The 20,359-nt window shown below is 59.4% G+C and carries 17 protein-coding genes; 10 read left to right on the top strand and 7 right to left on the bottom strand.

Annotation, left to right across the window (positions count from 1 at the left end):
- Positions 1–48: 48 nt before the first annotated feature.
- Positions 49–366 (bottom strand): transcriptional regulator, encoded by a 318-nt coding sequence (locus ATI02_RS26220; RefSeq protein WP_095189592.1) that lies wholly within the window; start codon positions 364–366, stop codon positions 49–51.
- A gap of 112 nt (positions 367–478) precedes the next feature.
- A complete protein-coding gene (locus tag ATI02_RS26215; RefSeq protein WP_095189591.1) occupies positions 479–715 on the bottom strand; it encodes a glutaredoxin family protein in 237 nt (78 codons plus the stop codon).
- A 207-nt stretch (positions 716–922) separates the two neighbouring features.
- On the opposite strand from ATI02_RS26215, the gene ATI02_RS26210 reads away from it, so the two are divergent.
- On the top strand, positions 923–2,635 hold the full coding sequence (locus ATI02_RS26210; protein WP_100847776.1) for a cation:proton antiporter: 1,713 nt from the start codon (positions 923–925) through the stop codon (positions 2,633–2,635).
- On the opposite strand, the gene ATI02_RS26205 is transcribed toward ATI02_RS26210, so the two are convergent.
- Positions 2,632–3,840 carry an ammonium transporter gene (locus ATI02_RS26205; RefSeq protein ID WP_100848502.1) on the bottom strand — a complete coding sequence of 403 codons (1,209 nt, stop codon included), beginning with the start codon at positions 3,838–3,840 and terminating at the stop codon, positions 2,632–2,634. The two genes, ATI02_RS26210 and ATI02_RS26205, sit on opposite strands and share 4 nt — an antisense overlap.
- Positions 3,841–4,146: 306 nt before the next feature.
- On the opposite strand from ATI02_RS26205, the gene ATI02_RS26200 reads away from it, so the two are divergent.
- From ATI02_RS26200 to ATI02_RS26165, 8 genes are all read left to right on the top strand, one after another.
- Positions 4,147–4,461: an ElaB/YgaM/YqjD family protein gene (locus tag ATI02_RS26200; RefSeq protein ID WP_025113166.1), complete on the top strand. Its 315-nt coding sequence runs from the start codon at positions 4,147–4,149 to the stop codon at positions 4,459–4,461.
- 2 nt (positions 4,462–4,463) lie between these two features.
- Complete coding sequence (locus ATI02_RS26195; protein ID WP_095189589.1) at positions 4,464–4,850, top strand: phage holin family protein; 387 nt, start codon at positions 4,464–4,466, stop codon at positions 4,848–4,850.
- Positions 4,847–5,185 (top strand): hypothetical protein, encoded by a 339-nt coding sequence (locus ATI02_RS26190; RefSeq protein WP_095189588.1) that lies wholly within the window; start codon positions 4,847–4,849, stop codon positions 5,183–5,185. Before ATI02_RS26195 ends, ATI02_RS26190 begins: the two co-directional genes overlap by 4 nt.
- Positions 5,186–5,310: 125 nt before the next feature.
- Complete coding sequence (locus ATI02_RS26185; RefSeq protein ID WP_100847775.1) at positions 5,311–6,474, top strand: EAL domain-containing protein; 1,164 nt, start codon at positions 5,311–5,313, stop codon at positions 6,472–6,474.
- Between the two features lie 77 nt (positions 6,475–6,551).
- A complete protein-coding gene (locus ATI02_RS26180) occupies positions 6,552–7,880 on the top strand; it encodes a deoxyguanosinetriphosphate triphosphohydrolase (RefSeq protein ID WP_100847774.1) in 1,329 nt (442 codons plus the stop codon).
- Positions 7,881–8,198: 318 nt separating this feature from the next.
- On the top strand, positions 8,199–8,825 hold the full coding sequence (locus ATI02_RS26175; protein ID WP_095189585.1) for a response regulator transcription factor: 627 nt from the start codon (positions 8,199–8,201) through the stop codon (positions 8,823–8,825).
- A gap of 8 nt (positions 8,826–8,833) precedes the next feature.
- The gene (locus tag ATI02_RS26170) at positions 8,834–12,478 is read left to right on the top strand and encodes a transporter substrate-binding domain-containing protein (RefSeq protein WP_100847773.1); all 3,645 of its coding nucleotides are present in this window, start codon (positions 8,834–8,836) and stop codon (positions 12,476–12,478) included.
- Positions 12,479–12,525: 47 nt separating this feature from the next.
- Entirely contained in the window at positions 12,526–15,471 is a 2,946-nt protein-coding gene (locus ATI02_RS26165; RefSeq protein ID WP_100847772.1) for an HD domain-containing phosphohydrolase, read from the top strand.
- On the opposite strand, the gene ATI02_RS26160 is transcribed toward ATI02_RS26165, so the two are convergent.
- Entirely contained in the window at positions 15,472–15,954 is a 483-nt protein-coding gene (locus ATI02_RS26160) for a free L-methionine (R)-S-oxide reductase MsrC (RefSeq protein WP_100847771.1), read from the bottom strand.
- Positions 15,951–16,841: an ATP-binding protein gene (locus ATI02_RS26155; protein WP_095189581.1), complete on the bottom strand. Its 891-nt coding sequence runs from the start codon at positions 16,839–16,841 to the stop codon at positions 15,951–15,953. The genes ATI02_RS26160 and ATI02_RS26155 overlap by 4 nt, the downstream gene beginning before the upstream one ends.
- Before the next feature lie 166 nt (positions 16,842–17,007).
- Between ATI02_RS26155 and ATI02_RS26150 the strand changes: the two genes are divergently transcribed.
- Entirely contained in the window at positions 17,008–19,329 is a 2,322-nt protein-coding gene (locus tag ATI02_RS26150) for a hybrid sensor histidine kinase/response regulator (RefSeq protein ID WP_100847770.1), read from the top strand.
- On the opposite strand, the gene ATI02_RS26145 is transcribed toward ATI02_RS26150, so the two are convergent.
- Both ATI02_RS26145 and ATI02_RS26140 read right to left on the bottom strand, forming a co-directional pair.
- A complete protein-coding gene (locus ATI02_RS26145; RefSeq protein WP_095189579.1) occupies positions 19,313–19,774 on the bottom strand; it encodes a MarR family winged helix-turn-helix transcriptional regulator in 462 nt (153 codons plus the stop codon). The two genes, ATI02_RS26150 and ATI02_RS26145, sit on opposite strands and share 17 nt — an antisense overlap.
- On the bottom strand, positions 19,771–20,256 hold the full coding sequence (locus ATI02_RS26140; protein WP_095189578.1) for a glutathione peroxidase: 486 nt from the start codon (positions 20,254–20,256) through the stop codon (positions 19,771–19,773). The genes ATI02_RS26145 and ATI02_RS26140 overlap by 4 nt, the downstream gene beginning before the upstream one ends.
- Positions 20,257–20,359 lie beyond the last annotated feature (103 nt).

Genomic DNA, 20,359 nt, shown 5'->3' with positions numbered 1-20,359 from the left:
AGGCCGGCATTATCCAACACTGAGGGGAACGAACCTAGTGCCCAATGCTCAGGCTGGAATCGACTTGAGTGCCGCGGCCTCGGTGAACTCCTTGAGCCAGCGCAGCACATCGACGGCCTCCCAGCGCCCCGGATCATACAAGGCATAAAGCAAGCCCTGATAACCGACCACGTCCAGTTGCCTGTGATAACCGGCGCGCTGAAACAAAGCTTCGATCTCGGCAAAGCAGGTGTTGAAATGCAGCTTGTTGAAGGGTGTCTTGCCTTCCGTGACCAGCCCGTCTAGGCGCAACTCGAGGACGGCCTCGCGCACCACGTCAACCGACATCCGGTTCACGCTGTTTTTCAACTGTTCGACATTGACCACGGTTTCGTCCCTCTCACGCAATTACTGTATGAACATACAGTAACCGAATAAGCCGGAAAGTGCCAAGCAATGGATGACGGGTGGCGACCGGTGGGACGAAGCAAAAAAACGGTTAGCGAAGTAACGCCACGACCTGATCGGCACTGAACGGCCAGCCCAGTTCCGCCCCGGTGTCAACTCGGCGCAGCACCGGAATGCGCAAACTGTAAGCCTCGAACCATGACTCGTCGTCAGCGATATCCACCAGCTCGACCAATAGCCCGCGCTCGACAAACTCCATCAACATGGCTTCGGCGACTTCACAGAGATGACACCCCAAGGTGCCGAACAGCTGACATTCAGGAAGCATGATTGCTCAACCAAAAATTAGTGCGTCTATTCTAGGCCGCACCTGAAAACCCGTCGAGCCACCCCGCCCAAAGGCTTTAAAGCCAACGACTGCGGCTCACGCACAAAACCCTGACACACATCAGTTCACAGAAATGCCGATCAGGCGATGCTCCCGCGCTTTTTGCCTCTACGCTTGAGAAGCCAGAGCCTGACATTGGAGTGCCTTGTGTTTGCCAACCTGCTGATCATCCTTGCGTCGTCCCTCGTGATGATTGCCCTGTTCCGTCGTCTGCGCCTGCCACCGGTATTGGGTTACCTGTGCGTAGGACTGCTGGTCGGGCCAACGGCATTCAACTGGGTCAACGAGAGTGAACACCTGCCCGACGTGGCTGAGCTGGGAGTTGTGTTCCTGCTGTTTTCCCTGGGCCTGGAGTTTTCCCTGTCGAAAATGATCGCGCTGCGCAAAGTGGTGTTTCGCCTGGGCAGTCAGCAAGTGCTGATCAGCACGGCGTTGCTCGGTCTGCTGCTGATGTTGCTGGGGATGCCGCTGACCCCGGCGCTATTGCTCGGCGCCGGCCTTTCATTGTCGTCGACGGCTATTGTCACCAAGGAACTGAGCAGCCTGGGTGAGGTGTTCAGCAGTCACGGTCAGAACGCCGTCGGTGTCTTGCTGTTTCAGGACGTGGTCGCCGTTCTGTTGCTGACCCTTGTGCCGGTGTTTGCGGGGAGTAGCGATCAGGCCTGGTACTGGGCGCTGCCACTGACCCTGACGAAAACCATAGTGCTGTTCTTCGGTCTGCTGCTGGCCAGTCGCTGGTTGTTGCCACGCCTGTTCCACGAAGTAGCCGCCTCGCGCTCGGCAGAGTTGTTCGTGCTGCTGGCGCTGGTCATTGTGCTGCTGACCGCCTGGCTGACTCATCTGCTGGGGCTGTCCCCTGCCCTCGGCGCATTTTTGGCCGGCATGCTCCTCGGCGAAAGCCATTACCGACACCAGATCGAAGCCGACATCCGCCCCTTTCGCGACATTCTGCTCGGGGTGTTTTTCGTCAGCATCGGCATGCTGATCGACCTGCAACTGTTCATCAGCCACAGTCTGTTGATCGTTGGCCTGACCGTCGGCCTGATGCTGATCAAGGGTATCGTCGTGGCCTTGCTGGTGAAATGGCGGGGTAACGACAATGAGACCGCCTGGCGCAGCGGCCTCGCCCTGGCGCAGGGCGGTGAATTCTGCTTTGCCTTGATGGCGCAGATGCAGCAAAACCAGATGCTGCCGGCTGAACTCGGTGCACTTCTGCTCGCAGCGACCTTTTGTTCGATGCTGCTGACCCCTCTGCTGCTACGCGCGGCACCGCGAATAGCCGCCGCTTTGCATCGCAAACCCAATCAGGAAGCACAGATCGAAAAGATCAGCGCACTGAACGCCGAACTCGACAAGCATGTGGTGATATGCGGCTACGGCCGCGTCGGGCAATCCATCGGCCGCTTCATGCGCAATGCGAATCAGCCTTTCATTGCACTGGACAACGACCCGGTACGGATCCAGGAGGCGGCCCTTGGCGAAAGTGAGGTCCATTACGGCGACTCTTCACGTGGCGACTTGCTGACGGCCGTCGGACTGCTGCGCGCAAGGTTGCTGGTGATCGCCGTCGATCAAACCGACGTCGCCCTGCGCGTCCTCAGGGAAGCACGTCGACTCAATGATCAGGTGCCGATTCTGGTGCGCACCCGCGACGACAGCCAACTGGCGGAACTCAAAGCCGCCGGCGCCACCGAAGTGGTACCGGAGCTGTTGGAATCAAGCCTGATGCTCGCCTCCCACGCCTTGATCATGCTCGGTTTTGCGGCGCGCCAGGTGCAGGAAAAAGTCGACCAGGTACGCAGTGACCGTTATCGCCTGCTGCATGGCTTTTATCCCGGCGCCGAAGATGAGGAGACTTAATCCTGACTCACTGCGCCGATCTTGTGCAGCGCCAGATCAGCGCCGTAATACTCTTGTTCCTGACTCAGGCGCAGCCCGTGCAGCGCCTTGATCACGCCGTACACGACAAAGCCGCCCACCAGCGCCACCACCACACCGAGTGCAGTGCCAATCAACTGACTGATCAGACTGACGCCCCCCAGGCCGCCGAGCGCCGTATGGCCGAAAATCCCACAGGCAATCCCACCCCACACACCGCACAAACCGTGCAATGGCCAGACACCCAAGACATCGTCGATACGCCATTTCACCTGTGCGGCCGTGAAGCACCAGACAAACAGCGCCCCGGCAATAGCCCCCGTCACCAGTGCACCGACCGGATGCATCAGGTCCGAACCCGCACAGATCGCCACCAATCCGGCCAATGGCCCGTTATGCAGAAACCCCGGGTCATTGCGCCCGACGATCAACGCCGCCATCGTGCCACCGACCATCGCCATCAACGAATTGACGGCGACCAGACCGCTGACACCTTGCAAGGTTTGCGCACTCATCACGTTGAATCCGAACCAGCCGACAATCAGAATCCACGAGCCCAACGCCAGAAACGGAATGCTCGACGGCGCGAACGCGACCAGACGACCATCGCGATAGCGCCCGTGACGTGGACCCAGCAGCAAAACCGCCGCCAACGCCAGCCAGCCCCCCATGGCGTGCACCACCACGGAACCGGCGAAATCGTGGAACGCCGCGCCGAAACTCGCCGCCAGCCAGGCTTGCAGGCCGTAGTTGCCATTCCAGATCATGCCTTCGAAAAACGGGTAGATGAACGCGACAATCAGCGCCGTCGCGCACAACTGCGGAACGAAGCGCGCGCGCTCGGCGATACCGCCGGAAATGATCGCCGGGATAGCAGCAGCAAAGGTCAGCAAGAAGAAAAACTTCACCAGCCCATAACCGTGATCAGCATTCAGCACTGCCGCCGGTTGCATGAAGGTGACACCGTAGGAGACCCAATAGCCTATAAAGAAATAGGCCAGCGTCGACACCGCGAAATCACTGAGAATTTTCGACAGCGCGTTAACCTGGTTTTTCTGCCGCACCGTACCGACTTCCAGAAAAGCGAAGCCGGCATGCATCGCCAGAACCATGACCGCGCCGATCAGTATGAACAACGTATTGGAGCTGTGAACCAGCGTGTCCACAGCGCTTTGCAGATTTTCCATGGAGGGCAGACCTGAAGGCTGAAAAAAGGCACCAAAGCGGTTCATGCGGACAATTCATGCGCCAAGTTGCGACCCGGCAGTCACGGATATGCCTGTCCGATGAACCGCTTTGGCGCACAAGGTTGATGTCCTGACACGAACCGGGATTATTTGAGTTAAGGTTTTCCCGGCGCGCTGCCCGACAACAACGCACACTCGCCGGACAACGCACCACGACGTAGCAAAAGCTGTACCAGTCATTTGTACTGAACCTTCACACAAGGCTCATACTCGAACGCTTCAGACGCCACTTACGGAGATCCACCCATGGCCAGCATCAAGGCAAAGACTGCTCAAGAAATCCTCATGAACGACTTCCAGACCCTGGTCGCCGACACCGAACGGTTGCTCGAGCACACCGCCACCCTGGCCGGCGACCAGGCCGATGAACTGCGTGAGCAAATCCACGACAGCCTGCTGCGTGCGCGCGAAACCCTGAAGCTGACCGAAGACACTTTGCGTGATCGTGGCCAGGCTGCAGTGACCGCCACCGAAGACTATGTATCGGCCAACCCGTGGCAGTCGGTTGGCATCGCTGCCGGCGTAGGCTTTCTGATTGGCCTGCTGGCCACTCGGCGCTGATTATGTCGATCGGCGAATCCGGCCCGATTCCGGGCACCCGTTCCTCTACGCGGCGCCTGGGCGCCGCCGTCCTTGGTCTGCTGCACAGTCATGTCGAATTGTTCGGCATCGAATTGCAGGAGCAGAAAGCCCGCACTGTCAGCCTGCTGTTGTTTGCAGGACTGGCGTTGGTGTTCGCGCTGCTGTTGCTGGTCGGCCTGTCGACTTTGGTGCTGATTGTGTTCTGGGACACTTATCGCCTGCCTGCGATCATCGGCCTGTGTGTGTTCTATACGCTGGCAGCTGCCTTCTGCGGGTTGCGCCTCAAGGCTGCGGTCTTCGATGAATCCTCGCCCTTCCACGGCACCCTGGAAGAATTGGCCAATGACCGGGAGCGCCTGCTGCCATGAGCCTGCCTGAACTTCCACACAACAGCTCACGCCGGGAAATGCGCAAGGCGCTGATCCGTCTGCGCATGGAAATGCACCGACAGGAAATTCGCCATGAGGCCGGGCAAGTGCTGCAACCCCTGCAGCGAATGCGCGGCATGACGCAGAACCTGCAGGGCGGATTCGGCATCAAACACGCGCCGTTGTGGGGCGTGGCCGCCGTGACGCTGCTGGGCTTTATCACCGGCAAAGGCGCGAAAAGCGGCGGTACCGGTGGTTTGACCCGCCTGATTCGCCTCGGCACCAGCCTCGGTCCATTGATCAAACTGGTCATGCAAAGCTCGGGCAAACGCTGAGTCACTGCAGCTGGCTGCATTCTTGCAATAGCGTCGGGATGAACCTCTTTTACCCAGAGGTTCAGTCCTGAATGCCTATCCGGTCGACAGGGTTCCATCAGAACAAGAACAACTAAGGAGGCCCCGTGATCGACGGGCAACCGCTCGCCTGCTTTCAGCCTTTTATCGATACCGCCACGGGACGTATTGCCGGCGTCGAAGCATTGGGCCGCTTGCGTCAGGCCGATGGTCAACTGGCCTCGGTCGGGCCGCTGTTCACTGACCCGCGCACCCCAGCCATCGCCCTGCGCCGCCTTGATCGGCAGATCCGTGACAACGCCTTGAGCCGTCTGCATGAAGCCCCTGCCGAGTGGTTTCTCAGCCTGAACATGTCGCCGCGCTGGATCAGTCGCCTGCGCCCTGACCAAGCCCTGCCCAGCCTCAAACAACTGGCGCGACACGGTGTCGATCCGCAACGCATCGTTTTCGAAATCACTGAACTGGGCGGCAACAGTCAACGCCTGACGGAAGTGGTTGCGCGATATCGCCAGGCGGGTGCACGCATCGCCATTGACGATTTTGGCGCCGGCTACTCGCAGCTTGATCGGGTACTGGCGTTGCAGCCGGACATTCTCGAACTCGACATGCGCCTGTTTCAGGCCGCAGCCCTTGGCGGGCCGAGCTGTGACGTGGTCAAGGCATTGGCGCAGATGGCAGAGAAAACCGGCTGCTGGATCATCGCCGAAGGGGTCGAGACCGAGGCCCAACTGAATTTCGCTCTGGAATGCGGAGCGCGTTATGTCCAGGGGTTTCTGTTCGCTCGGGCGCAGGCAGCGTTCTACTCCACAGACGCGTTTGTGCCGCGTTTTGCCGAACTGCGCCAACGCTATGTGCAACAGAAACTGGCCGAGCGCGGGCGATTGATGCAGATGCGCCAGCAACTCAGCGCATTGATGGCGATCCTGCAGACCTGGGCTCAAGCCCATGCGCCGCTCAGCGCCTTGCCACAACTGGATGCCTTTCCGTGGTTGCTGCGGTTTTATCAGTGCGACCGCCAAGGCACACAGCTCACCCCCAACCTTGAATGGCGCCACAACGGCTGGGTCGCCGACAACCGTTATCTGGGCCATAACTGGTCATGGCGTCCGTACTTCTATCATTTGCTCGCCGAAGGCTGGGAGGAGCGGCGCCTGACGCTGTCCAACACTTACCGCGATGCCACCAGCAATCAGTATTGTCTGACGGCCGGGCAGTTTTTTGACAATGGTGAGCGCCTGCTGTTGATCGATATTGACGCTGCCGGCCTGTAGTTACGCTTGCAGCCTGGAGTCTGAACCGGGAAGCTAGGAGAACACCCCCCACAGTCATCAGACGGAGAGAACCAGCCTTGGATTGGCAGACCCTGCTCAACCGCGAACGCCTCGGAAAGCCGCTGCACAGCCCGCAAGAACTTGGCCGCAGCCCGTTCCACAAAGACCATGACCGCATCATCTTCTCCGGAGCCTTCCGCCGCCTGGGCCGCAAGACTCAGGTGCACCCGGTGTCGAGCAACGACCACATTCACACGCGCCTGACCCACTCTCTGGAAGTCAGCTGCGTGGGTCGGTCGCTGGGCATGCGGGTCGGTGAAACCTTGCGCAGCGCCCTGCCTGAATGGTGCGACCCCAGCGATCTGGGCATGGTCGTGCAGTCGGCCTGCCTGGCCCACGACATCGGCAATCCGCCGTTCGGGCACTCCGGCGAAGACGCGATTCGCCACTGGTTTCAACAGGCCGCCGGACGCGGCTGGCTGGACGCCATGAGCGACGCCGAACGCGGCGACTTCCTGAATTTCGAAGGTAATGCCCAAGGCTTTCGGGTACTGACACAGTTGGAGTATCACCAGTTCGATGGCGGCACGCGCCTGACCTACGCGACCCTGGGCACGTACTTGAAATACCCGTGGACCGCACGTCACGCAGACTCCCTGGGTTACAAGAAACACAAGTTCGGCTGCTATCAGAGCGAACTGCCGCTGCTGGAGCAGATCGCCCACAAGCTTGGCCTGCCGCAATTGGAAGAACAGCGCTGGGCGCGGCATCCACTGGTGTATCTGATGGAGGCCGCCGACGATATCTGCTACGCGCTGATCGATCTGGAAGATGGCCTGGAGATGGAGTTGCTGGACTACGCCGAAGTCGAGTCGCTGCTACTCGGCCTGGTCGGTGATGATCTTCCGGAAACCTATCGCCAGCTCGGCCCGCAGGATTCGCGCCGGCGCAAACTGGCGATTCTGCGCGGCAAAGCCATCGAGCATCTGACCAACGCTGCCGCACGCGCCTTTGTCGAGCAACAGGACGCGTTGCTCGCAGGTACCTTGGCCGGCGACCTGGTGGAACACATGCACGGTCCGGCCAAGCGTTGCGTGCTGAACGCCAAGGACATTGCCCGCAAGAAGATCTTTCAGGATAAACGCAAAACGTTGCATGAAATCGGCGCCTACACCACGCTGGAAATTCTCCTCAACGCGTTCTGCGGTGCAGCACTGGAACAACACAACGGCCGTACGCCGTCGTTCAAGAGCCGCAGGATCCTCGATCTGCTGGGCAATAATGCGCCTGACCCGCACGGCCCGCTGCACGCTTCATTTCTGCGCATGATCGACTTCATCGCGGGCATGACCGACAGCTATGCCAGCGACATGGCACTGGAAATGACCGGGCGCTCCCATCATTGAACGGCGACGCTCGACCGGCCCCGTCCAGGCCGGTCGAGCCTGGCCTTTTATCGCCATGCATGAAAATCGATTAAACGTCGCAACTTTTAAACAAAACACAACATGAATTTTCATCGGCAACTTGCAGATAACTTTCATCACATCAATCAACAAATAAAGTGTTCTCTACTTACGCACAGCCCAGTTCAGTGGTAGGGCCAATCTTCTTTACTTGTAGGACTTTTCCTATATAGCCACTAGAGCCATGTCAGTCCATGCGACCACTCAGTCAACTGAGCTAAGGTGCGCGCTTTATTCGCGCTCGTATGGGATTTGATTATGAACTCCGTTTTTATTGTCGACGACCACCCGGTCATCCGTCTTGCCGTTCGAATGTTGCTGGAGCATGAAGGTTATAAGGTTGTCGGCGAAACCGATAATGGGGTTGATGCCATGCAGATGGTTCGCGAATGCATGCCCGACCTCGTCATCCTTGACGTCAGCATCCCCAAGCTCGACGGCCTCGAAGTCCTCGCCCGGTTCAACGCCATGGGTTCACCGCTGAAGATCCTGATCCTCACGGCGCAATGCCCGACGCTGTTCGGCATCCGCTGCATGCAATCGGGCGCCTCGGGTTATGTGTGCAAACAAGAGGATCTGAGTGAACTGGTCAGTGCGATCAAAGCTGTTCTATCCGGTTACAACTACTTTCCCAGCCAGGCACTGAATCCGGTACGCAGTGATGATGTGCGCTATGCCGAACTTGAATTATTCAAGGCCGTCAATGATCGCGAGCTGATGGTATTGCAACTCTTTGCCCAGGGACGCACCAACAAGGAAATTGCCAAAGGCATGTTTCTAAGCAACAAAACGGTCAGCACCTATAAAAAACGCCTGATGCAAAAACTCAAAGCCAAGTCCCTTGTAGAACTTATCGAGATGGCCAAACGTAACGCACTCGTGTGAGAGCCAACATGCCCAGTCGATTGATGGACTACCTGATTGTTTTGAGTGCTTGCCTGTGCCTGAGTATTCCAGTGTTTGCCGCGCCCTCGGCGTCCCCCGACTACGCGTTGCTCAGTCGATCGGCGAACGAGTCGATACCGGTGGTATTCGATCTGCCGCAACAACAGTGGCTGCTGACCCGTAATGAATTGATACTGGGCACCTCGACACCTGATTACCCGCCCTTCGACATGACGGTCAGCGGTCGCGATTACGAAGGATTGACGGCCGACTATGCGGGGTTGCTCAGTCAGGCTACAGGCTTGCCGATTCGGGTCAAACGCTTTACTTCACGGGATGCCGCGATCCGGGCGTTGCTTGATGGGCAAGTCGATCTGCTCGGCACGGCGAACGGCTTCGAAGCCGCCAATGCCAACCTCGCCCTCTCCGAACCCTATGCCGTCGACCAGCCGGTGCTGGTCACCCGCGAAGGCGAAACCCGCACCCTCAGCGAGGGCCTGGCCGGACTGCGCCTGAGCATGGTCTATCACTACCTGCCGCTGGCCGAAATCAAGGCGCTTTACCCCAAGGCACTGATCACCTGTTATCCCTCGTATCAGAACGCAATCAACGCGGTGGCGTTCGACCAGGCCGACGTGTTCCTTGGCGATACCCTGTCCACGCATTACATGATCAACAAGGGCTACCTCAATAACGTGCGCATGGCCAATTTCGGTAAACAGGAAGCTCAGGGATTCGGCTTCGCCGTGCGACGCAACAACGCGCAATTGCTGGGCATCATCGATACCGTACTCAAGGCAGTGCCACGCAGCGAACGTGACAACATCGCCAAACGCTGGAGCGCCGGCAGCGACCTGCTGCTGACGGATCAAAAACTGCAGTTGAGCCCAAAGGAAGCACAATGGCTCAAACAACATCCCGTGGTCAGCGTAGTGGTGAACGAGGCCTTCGCGCCGCTGACCTTCTTTGACGGCGACGGTAATTTTCGCGGGATCAGCGCCGACCTGCTGGAACTGATCCGCCTGCGGACCGGCCTGCGCTTCGAGGTCAGGCGCAGTCGTAACGATGCCGAGATGATCCAGCAGATCGACAGCCATCAGGCCGATCTGATCGCAGCCTTGCTGCCGACCACCCAACGTGAACAGACGTTGATCTTCAGTCGCCCGTATCTGGAGAACTCCTATGTCCTGCTGACCCGCAAGAGCGCAGACAGCCCCTCACATCTGGGTCAGCTCAAGAGCAAGCAGGTGGCGATCGCTCAGGGCAATCCGATGGTCGAGTACCTGCGCCGCGAGTTTCCGCGCATCCATCTCATCGAAACTCAGGACACCTTCAGCGCCGTCGCCATGCTTGCCGAAGGCCGGGTCGACGGCGCGGTGAATTCGCTGGTGATCGCCAACTACTTCATCTCATCGCGCATTTTCGAGCGCCCGCTACAGATCACTACCACCCTCGGTACCGGTCAGGCCGCTTTCTCGTTAGCGACCGCAAAGGACAACACCGAGCTGGCGTCGATCATCAACAAAGCACTGCTAAGCATTGCCCCCGAAGAGCTGGGCGTGATCAATGGCCGTTGGCGCGGTTACTCGACCGCCTCGCAAAGTACTTGGCACAACTACCAACGCCTGTTCTATCAAGTGATGCTCGGTGCTTGCCTGGTTCTGTCGGTGTTACTGGCGTGGAACGCCTACATGCGCCACCAGATCATTCAGCGCAAGACCGCCGAACGGGCCTTGAGCGATCAGTTCGAGTTCATGCGCTCGCTGGTCAATGGTACGCCGCACCCGATTTACGTACGTGACCGAGCGGGATTACTGCAAAGCTGCAACGACAGTTACCTGGAAGTATTCAACGCCCGGCGTGAAGAAGTGATAGGCAAGAGTGTGATGGAGGGCACCCTGAGCAACGTTTTCGAGGCCCGCGCCTTTCACGCCGATTACCAACGGGTCGTCGCTGAAGGCGAGCCGCTGCTACTCGACCGGCCGCTGCACATCGGCAATCAGCGCCTGACGATTTATCACTGGATCCTGCCCTACCGCGACTCCAGCGGCGACGTCCAGGGCATCATCGGCGGCTGGATCGACATCAGCGAGCGTCGCCAGCTGATGGACGATCTGCGTGCCGCCAAAGATCAGGCGGTCGATGCCAATCGGGCCAAAAGCACCTTTCTCGCCACAATGAGCCATGAGATCCGAACGCCCATGAATGCCGTGATCGGCATGCTAGAACTGACGCTCAGGCGCATCGACCCGCAGCACCCCGATCGTTCATCGATCGACACCGCCTACCACTCAGCCAAGGACCTGTTGGGGCTGATCGGCGACATTCTCGACATCGCCCGCATCGAATCCGGACGTCTGAGCCTGAGCCCCGAGCGTGTCAACCTGATCGCCACCGTCAGCTCGGTGGTGCGTATTTTCGACGGTCTGGCCCGGCAGAAAAACCTGTCCCTGTTGTTGACGGTCAATCCGCCAGAGCTGTCCGTCGATGTGCAACTTGACCCGCTGCGTTTCAAGCAGGTGCTGTCGAACCTCATCAGCAATGCCATCAAATTCACCGAATCAGGGCATGTGCGCATCACCCTCGACCTGATCACCGGCGGCGATCAGGCACACTCACTGATCCAGCTGACCGTACAGGACAGCGGTGTCGGCATCAGCGCCGAGGATCAACAGCGCCTGTTCGAACCCTTTGCCCAGGCTGACAACGGTACCCAGCGCAGCCGCAGCGGCGCCGGACTGGGGCTGGTCATCAGCCGCAGCCTGTGCCAGATGATGGGCGGACAGCTGCAACTGAGCAGTCAACTGGGCATCGGTACCCGGGTGATCATTTCCCTGCCCATCGAAACCTTGCCGGCGGAAACGGCGCCGCAAAAAGTCGCGCCGGCGATACCGCCCCACTCATTGCCCCTGAACGTTCTGGTGGTGGACGATCATCCTGCCAATCGTCTGCTGATGTGTCAGCAACTGGAGTTTCTCGGCCATCACTTCAGCGTTGCGCAGGACGGTTGCAGTGGCTTCGAACGATGGAAAAACGGGCAATTCGACCTGGTGATCGCCGACTGCAACATGCCGCTGATGAACGGTTACGAATTGACCCGTGCCATTCGTCAGCACGAGAAACAGTTGCAGCAACCACCGTGCACCGTGCTGGGGTTCACCGCCAACGCCTTGCCGGAAGAGATTCAACGCTGCAAACAGGCGGGGATGAACGATTGCCTGTTCAAGCCGCTGAGCCTGAGTGTCCTGAGCCAATGGGTCAGCGGCATTTGCCCGTCGATCCCGAGCCAGACATTCAACTTTGACGGTTTGAGTGTGTTGACAGGAGGCAGTCCGGCTCAGGCGCTGCGGCTGATGACCGAGTTGCTCAACAGTAATCGCCTCGATCGTCAGGAGTTGCTGGGATTGTCGCCGGATACCGATCATCAGGCGCTGGCACTCCTCGCCCATAAAATCAAAGGTGCGGCACGCATCGCTCAGGCAAGGCAACTCATCACCTGCTGCGATGCACTGGAGCAGGCTTGCCAGCAGACATTGCCAGCCGAGGAGATCCGTCGACGACGCGAAGCCAGCAATCTGGCGATGCTCGATCTGGAGCAAGCGCTGCAGCAACAACTGCTGCTGACCGAACAAAGCAGAATGAGCGGGGCTTAACTATGCTTGGCGCTGAGCAGTGAGTTAACCATCATGGAGAACCCGAAATGCCCAGCCCACTGCGCCCGGAGCAACGCCGGTTGCCGCTGCACGTGCACATCAGCGTCATGTTCACTTTTCTCCTGTTGCTCACCGGGGTGGTGTTGGGGTTATTCAATTATCACCAGACCACGCAAATCATCCTGTCGAGCAGCGAAAAACTGTTCGACCGGATCGAGCAGGATGTCCGCACCGACCTGTCCGCCACTTATCAGCCGATCCGCCATCTGTTGAGCCTGCTGGCGGTCAACCCCGCCACTCAGGCCGCAGGGCTCGACCAGCGCTTGCCGTTGCTCCGACCGTTCAGCCAGTCACTCACCGACAACCCGAATCTGGCCTCGCTGTATCTGGGCTATGCCAATGGCGACTTCTTCATGGTGCGGCCACTGCGCAACGCCGCACTCAAAGCACTGCTCAAGGCGCCGGAAGCAGCTAGCTACCAGGTCTGGAGCATCGAGCACGACGCACAAGGCAAGGCTCACTCGCAATCACTGTTCTTTGACCAGGCGCTGACCGCCATCAGCCGTCGGGACAACCCCGAGGACAACTACGATCCGCGCAGTCGCGCCTGGTTTACCGACGCCCGTCAGCAGGCCGGGCAGATCACCACCGAGCCCTATGTATTTTTCTCCACCCACAATGTCGGCACCACCCTCGCCCGGCGCAGCGGTGAACACGCGGTAATCGGCGCCGACCTGACACTGGCCGCGTTGTCCGCGACGTTGAGCAAACACGTCGTCACCCCGTCCACCGAAATCGTCCTGTTCGATGCCGACGGCAATGCGGTGGCCTATCCCGACAGCAGCCGCTTGATCGTCGACGACCGCACCGCTCATCTGGCCAAAGCCGCCGACCTGAGCCCAAGCCTGCACGCGCTCCTCTCCGGCGCCCTCACCGGCAATCGCCTCAAGGCCAATGACCGGCAATGGATCGTCGCCCGCAGCAGCATGCGTGAAGGCGGCCCGCAAGGATTGCAGTTGGCGTTACTGGTGCCGGAAGACGAATTGCTGGTCGACGCCTACCGCATGCGCTGGCAAGGTGCGCTGGTGACCCTGGCCACGCTGCTGCTGTGCCTGCCATTGGGCTGGTTGATCTCGCGCATTCTGGTCAAACCGCTGCATGCGCTGGTCAAGGAAGCCGACGCGATCCGCAGTTTCGACTTCAACTTTCCGCTGACCCGGCGTTCACCGGTACTGGAAGTCGATCAACTGAGCGTCTCGATGGCCCGGATGAAAGACACTCTGGCCAGCTTCTTCCGGATCACCGACAGTCTGTGCGCGGAAACCCGCTTCGCCCCGTTGCTGCAACGGGTGTTGTTCGAAACCGTTCAGATCGCCCAGGCACAGGCTGGGCTGATCTATCTGCGCGAAAGCGATGGCAATCGCATGGAGCCCTATGGGCTGATCATTGATGGCGCGCCACAAGCGCTGGAAGCGTTCGACATCCAGGGTCAGGACCTGCAAGAAAAACAGGGGCCGGCGTGGTTTGAGCAACTGATCGGCGCCGACAATGTGGTCATCAGCCTTGGTTTCGAACACGCCGGCGATTTGCAGAAGGTTCTGCTGGCGATGACCGCGCCCAGGGTGCATCTGATCGGCATTCGCCTGCGTAACCGCCACAACGAAACCATTGGCCTGCTGATTCTGCTGGTAGGCGATAGCGGCACCCCGGCCGACCTGGAAAAATTGCGGCCCGACCGTATCGCCTTCCTGCAAGCGGTGTCCGGTGCGGCCGCGGTGAGTATCGAAAGCCAGCGTCTGCAGGCCAGACAGAAGCAACTGCTGGATGCGTTCATTCAACTGCTCGCCGGGGCCATCGACGCCAAGAGTCCCTACACCGGCGGCCATTGCCAGCGCGTACCGGAGCTGACCCTGATGCTCGCCCAGGCCGCCGCAGCCAGTCAGACCCCTGCGTTCAGTGCCTATCAGCCTACCGAGGATGAATGGGAGGCTTTGCACATTGCCGCCTGGCTGCACGACTGCGGCAAGGTCACGACACCGGAATACGTGGTCGACAAGGCCACCAAACTGGAAACCCTCAACGATCGCATCCACGAGATCCGCACCCGCTTCGAAGTGCTCAAGCGCGATGCGTGGATCAGTTATTGGCAGGCGCGGACCTTGGGAGGAGACGAAACGTCACTGGGCGAAATTCGTGATGCGACATTGGCGGAACTGGATGACGATTTTGCATTTGTCGCCCGCTGCAATCTGGGCAGTGAAGCCATGGCCGAAGCAGACCTGCAGCGCCTCGCGGGTCTCGGCCGACGCACCTGGATGCGTACACTGGATGACCGTCTGGGTGTGTCATGGGCAGAAAACCGCCGCCAGACACGAACACCTGCGCCGAGCTTGCCGGTCAGCGAACCGTTACTGGCGGACAAGCCCGAACATCTGCTGGAACGTGATCCCAATGAATTGATCCCCAAGGATAATCCGTGGGGCTTCAAACTGGATGTACCGGACAACAAGTACAATCGTGGCGAGCTGTACAACCTGAGCATCGTTCGCGGCACGCTGACCCGTGAAGAGCGCTACATCATCAATCACCACATGGTGCAGACCATCATGATGCTCAGCCACCTGCCCTTCCCCGGCCATCTCGACAGCATTGCCGAAATCGCCGGTGGCCATCACGAAAAAATGGACGGCACCGGCTATCCGAAACGCCTCAAGCGCGAAGAGATGAGCCTGCCGGCGCGGATGATGGCGATTGCCGATATTTTCGAGGCGCTGACGGCGGCCGACCGGCCCTACAAGAAAGCCAAGTCGTTGAGTGAAGCACTCGGGATCATGGCCACCATGTGCCGCGAGGCACACATTGATGCACAGCTGTTTGGCTTATTTATCAATGACGGCGTGTATATGCAGTACGCCGAGCGTTTTCTCGATCCACGCCAGATCGATGCCGTGGATACGGCCAGCCTGTTGCACAAGGCTGGCCTCAGCCGCTGATCAGCAGTCGGTCAGGCGCAGGAAGATAGCCGCCAAGTGCTCGATTCCAGCCTGGTCATCTGTACCAAAACGCGCGAGTTTCGGACTGTCGAGGTCGAGAACACCGATCAGGCGACCGTCCTTGACCAGCGGCACCACCAGTTCGCTGTTCGATGCGCTGTCGCAGGCGATGTGGCCGGGAAATGCATGCACGTCTTCAACCCGTTGCGTCTGCAGGCTGGCTGCCGCCGCGCCGCACACACCGCGACCAAACGGAATGCGCACGCAAGCGATCTGGCCCTGGAACGGACCGAGCACCAGTTCTTCGTTACGATTGAGGTAGAAACCGGCCCAGTTCAGGTCATCAAGCTGGTTGAACAGGAATGCCGAAAACTGCGCGGCATTAGCGATAAAATCGCGCTCGTCAGCCAGCAGCGACTCCAGTTGCGCGGCCAACATGCCATAGCCTTCGAGGCCCTGGCCGCTCTGTTGCAAATCAATCATGCCTTGTGCTCCAACAATTTCAGTCCCACCCAGTAACGGGCGAATTGGTACGCGCAACGTCCGTTGCGATTGCCGCGGCCGGTGGCCCAACGCACGGCAAGGATGTCCAGCGCTTCGTCGCGCTGCCAGCTCAGGCCGGCCTTGGCGGCCAACTGGCCGATCCAGTGTTCGACGACATTCAGGAAGTGTTCTTGGGTAAACGGATAAAACGACAACCACAGCCCAAAGCGGTCCGACAGCGCGATCTTGTCTTCTACCGCTTCGCTGGGGTGCAGCTCACCGTCGACGCGTTTCCAGTTCTCGTTGTCGCTTTCCTTCTCCGGTACCAGGTGGCGACGATTGGAAGTGGCGTACAGCAAAACGTTGTCTGGCGCTTGCTCCAGCGAGCCGTCGAGCACGCTTTTGAGCACGCGGTAATCGCCTTCACCGGATTCGAACGACAAGTCATCGCAGAACAGCACAAAACGTTGCGGCAGTTTCGCGATCTGCTCGACCACCCGCGGCAGGTCCGCCAGATGATCGCGCTCGATCTCGATCAGGCGCAGGCCCGCGCCGGCATGTTCCGCAAGCAACGCCCGCACCAGCGAAGACTTGCCGGTACCACGCGAACCCCACAGCAGCGCATGGTTGGCCGGCATGCCGTCGAGGAATTGTTGGGTGTTGCGCCCCAGTTGCTCGAGTTGCCGGTCAACGCCGATCAGGTCGGACAGGCGCATGTCGAGGCTGACTTCCAGCGGCAGCAGGTATCCACTGCGGCCATCACGCTGCCAACGCGCAGCCAGGCAAGTGTTCCAGTCAATCTCCGGGCGCAGTGCCGGCAACAGTGGTTCGATCCGCGCCAGAACCGACTCGGCGCGTTCAAGAAAAGCATTCAATCGGGAATCCACGTCTTCTCCTCGGGCACGTTCACAGTGATGATGACGATCCAGCGACGACACGCAGATCAATATTCCCGCCGCGCGCCTTGTTACAAGGCGATTCGGGAACCTCGGTATCGATACATGATCGACTATGCTTGAGCAGCGAAGGGAAACGGAAGTGGTTCAACACCCCATGGATATCAAATTCACCCACCGGCTGTCTTACAAACAAGCCAGGCTTACTGTGCTGGTCGGGTTCATTCTGGGCACGCTGCTCAGCCTGCTGCAAATCGGCATCGATTATGCCAGTGAAGACGCCTCCATCAACCGTGAAATCCTGTCTTTGCTGGAAATCAGCCATAACCCGGCTTCACGTATCGCCTACAACATCGACGCAGAGCTGGCCCAGGAGTTGACCCTGGGGCTGTTGCGCTCACCGGCAATCATTTCGGCACAACTGACCGACAACGACAATACCGTGCTGGCCAGCGTCAAACGGCCCGAGTCGCAAAGCGGCTATCGGGTGATCAGCGATTTTCTCTTCGGCGCCAAGCGCCAGTTCGAAGACCGCCTGTATCTGGATCATCTGCCCAACGAGTCACTGGGAGTCCTCAGCCTGGAAGTCGACACCTATGCCTTCGGCAGCCGCTTCCTGCGCCGGGCAGAAATCACCTTGCTGAACGGCTTCGCCCGCAGCCTGATCCTGACCGGGCTGCTGCTCGCACTGTTTTACGTGATGCTGACCAAACCGCTGGTACGGGTGATCCGCGAACTCAGCGGACGTGATCCGCGCAGCGCGGAGCCAACCACGCTGGAATGCCCGGCCGGGCACGCCAACGATGAAATCGGTGTGCTGGTCAAAGTCGCCAATGAGCAATTCGAGAACATCGCCACCGAGATCCAGCAGCGGCGCAATGCGGAAAACCGTCTGACCGATTACCTCGGCCAACTGGAAAACATCGTCTCGGCGCGCACCGCCGAACTCAAGGCGATCAACACCCGCCTCAGCCAGTCCAACCAGGAACTCGAAGTCGCCCGCAGCACGGCCCTGGAAATGGCCGAAGCCCGCTCAGCGTTTCTCGCCAACATGAGCCATGAAATCCGCACACCGCTCAACGGCCTGCTGGGGATGATCGCCCTGTCGCTCGACGGACCATTGAATGCCGAACAGCAGCAACAGCTGTCGATCGCCCACGACTCCGGCAAGGTGCTGGTGGAGTTGCTCAACGATATTCTCGACCTGTCGAAGTTCGATGCCGGGCAGCTCGAACTGGAACATATCCCGTTCGACCTCGGTTCATTGATCGAGGACACTGCCAACCTGCTGTCGCAGAATGCGGCGCCAAGTGTCGAACTGACCTGCCTGATCGATCCGCACTTCCCCGCGCTGGTGCTCGGCGATCCGACCCGGGTTCGGCAGATCGTCAGTAACTTGTTGTCCAATGCGCTGAAATTCACCCGCTTCGGTCGAGTGGATGTGCGCTTGTCGACCCACAAGGACGGCGTGCGCATCGAAGTCTGCGACACCGGTATTGGCATCGCGCAGGAAGCCCAGGTGAAGATCTTCCAGCCGTTCACTCAGGCGGGGGCCGGCATCACCCGTCAGTACGGCGGCACGGGGCTTGGGCTGGCCCTGACCTACAACCTCTGCGAAGCGATGCAGGGCCGCTTGACCATCAGTTCCGAGATCGGTTTTGGCAGCCAGTTCTGTGCAGAACTGCCGCTGCCCTGTCATACCCGCGCATTGGCGGTGCCCCCCCTGCACGGGAAAGTTCTCGCCATCACCGCCGCCAGCAGCGGTTTGGCAGAATTGTTGAAGAGTCTGCTGCCGGTCTGGGGCCTCGAGTACGAACAACGCACCATCGATGACTCGCTGTTGAACCTGAGTCCTGATGTGCTGATTACCGATTGTCCGGAGTGCCTGTTCGGGCTGCGTCCAACCCTCGCCGCACCGATTCTGCTGGTGACGGCCTACGGCAGTTTTCTCCCCAGCGAAGAAGCCGCGGCCCTCGTCCCTCTGCAACAACAGGCACGCCCGCTCGCGCGTAACGCGCTCTACCAGAACCTGCGGCGCACCCTGAACCCTGACGTCGCCACCATCAACGATGCACAGCTGGAAACATCACCATCGGTGCGACGCGGGCGGGTATTGCTGGTCGAGGACAATCCGGTCAATCAACTGGTCGCCAAAGGCATGCTCGGCAAACTCGGCTGTGATGTCGTCGTCGCTGCCCATGGCGCGGAGGCGCTGGATCAACTGGAGTATCAGGAGTTCGATCTGGTGCTGATGGACTGCAACATGCCAGTGATGGACGGCTACGAAGCGAGCCGGCAGATTCGCCAGAGCGGACGCTGGCCGAACTTGCCGATCGTCGCCCTGACGGCCAACGCCATGTCTGAGGAGCGCGAACGCTGCCGCGCAGCAGGGATGAGCGACTATCTGGCCAAGCCGTTTCGTCGCGAAGAACTGGCGGCGCTGCTGGATCAGTGGATTGCGACTAAGACAGCGCCTTGATCTGGCCCAGCAAATGATCGAGACCGTCGCGCAATTCGTCCAGCCGGTCCAGATCCACGCCGCTGTCGCAGAGCAGTCGGGCCTTGAGCGGCCCGACCTGCTCGCGCAACGCTTGCCCAGCGGGCGTCAGGCTCAGATGCACTTCACGCTCATCCCGCGCCGAGCGTTGACGCTGTACCAGTTGCAATTGCTCCAGGCGCTTGAGCAATGGCGTCAACGTGCCGGAATCCAGCGCCAGACGTTCGCCTAAAGCCTTGACCGTCGGTTGCTCCGGCGCACTCTGCTGCCACTCCCACAACACCAGCATCGCCAGATATTGCGGATAGGTGAGGCCGAGCTGATCAAGCATCGGCTTGTAACCGCGAATCACCGCCCGGGATGCGGCATACAACTTGAAGCACAACTGACTGTCGAGCTTCAGCGAATCAACGGGCAGCTTATTCATTTGAGCAGGGCTTCGATCTCGCGGCTCAGATCCTGCGGCTTGGTGGCCGGGGCGAAGCGCTTGACCAACTGACCATCCTTGCCGATCAGGAACTTGGTGAAGTTCCACTTGATGCCTTGGGAACCGAGCAGACCCGGCGCACGCTTCTTCAATTGCACGAACAATGGATGAGCGCCGGCGCCGTTCACTTCGATCTTCTTGAACAGCGGGAAACTGACTCCAAAATTCAGTTCGCAGAACTCGCTGATCGCCCCCTCGTTCCCCGGTTCCTGCTTGCCGAACTGGTTGCATGGAAAGCCCAACACCACCAGGCCTTGATCCTTATAGGTTTGCCACAACGCCTCCAGCCCCTTGTATTGCGGGGTGAATCCGCACTTACTGGCGGTATTGACCACCAGCACGGCTTTGCCGGCGAAATCAGCCAGGGTCTTTTGCTCACCCTTGATGGTGGTGCACGGGATATCCAGCAGGTTGTCGCTCATGGTCGGCACTCTGTGATCAGGAAGAAGAAGCAAAAATAGCGAGCAATTGAATTGTGTGCAATTTAATTAACAGGATTACTCCCGTGTAGGAGCCTCCGGCAGC

Origin of the sequence: Pseudomonas baetica (assembly GCF_002813455.1) — a bacterium.
Taxonomy (GTDB): Bacteria; Pseudomonadota; Gammaproteobacteria; order Pseudomonadales; family Pseudomonadaceae; genus Aquipseudomonas; species Aquipseudomonas baetica.
Note: the sequence above shows the minus strand (reverse complement) of the source record. Positions and strands in the feature narration are given on the sequence as shown.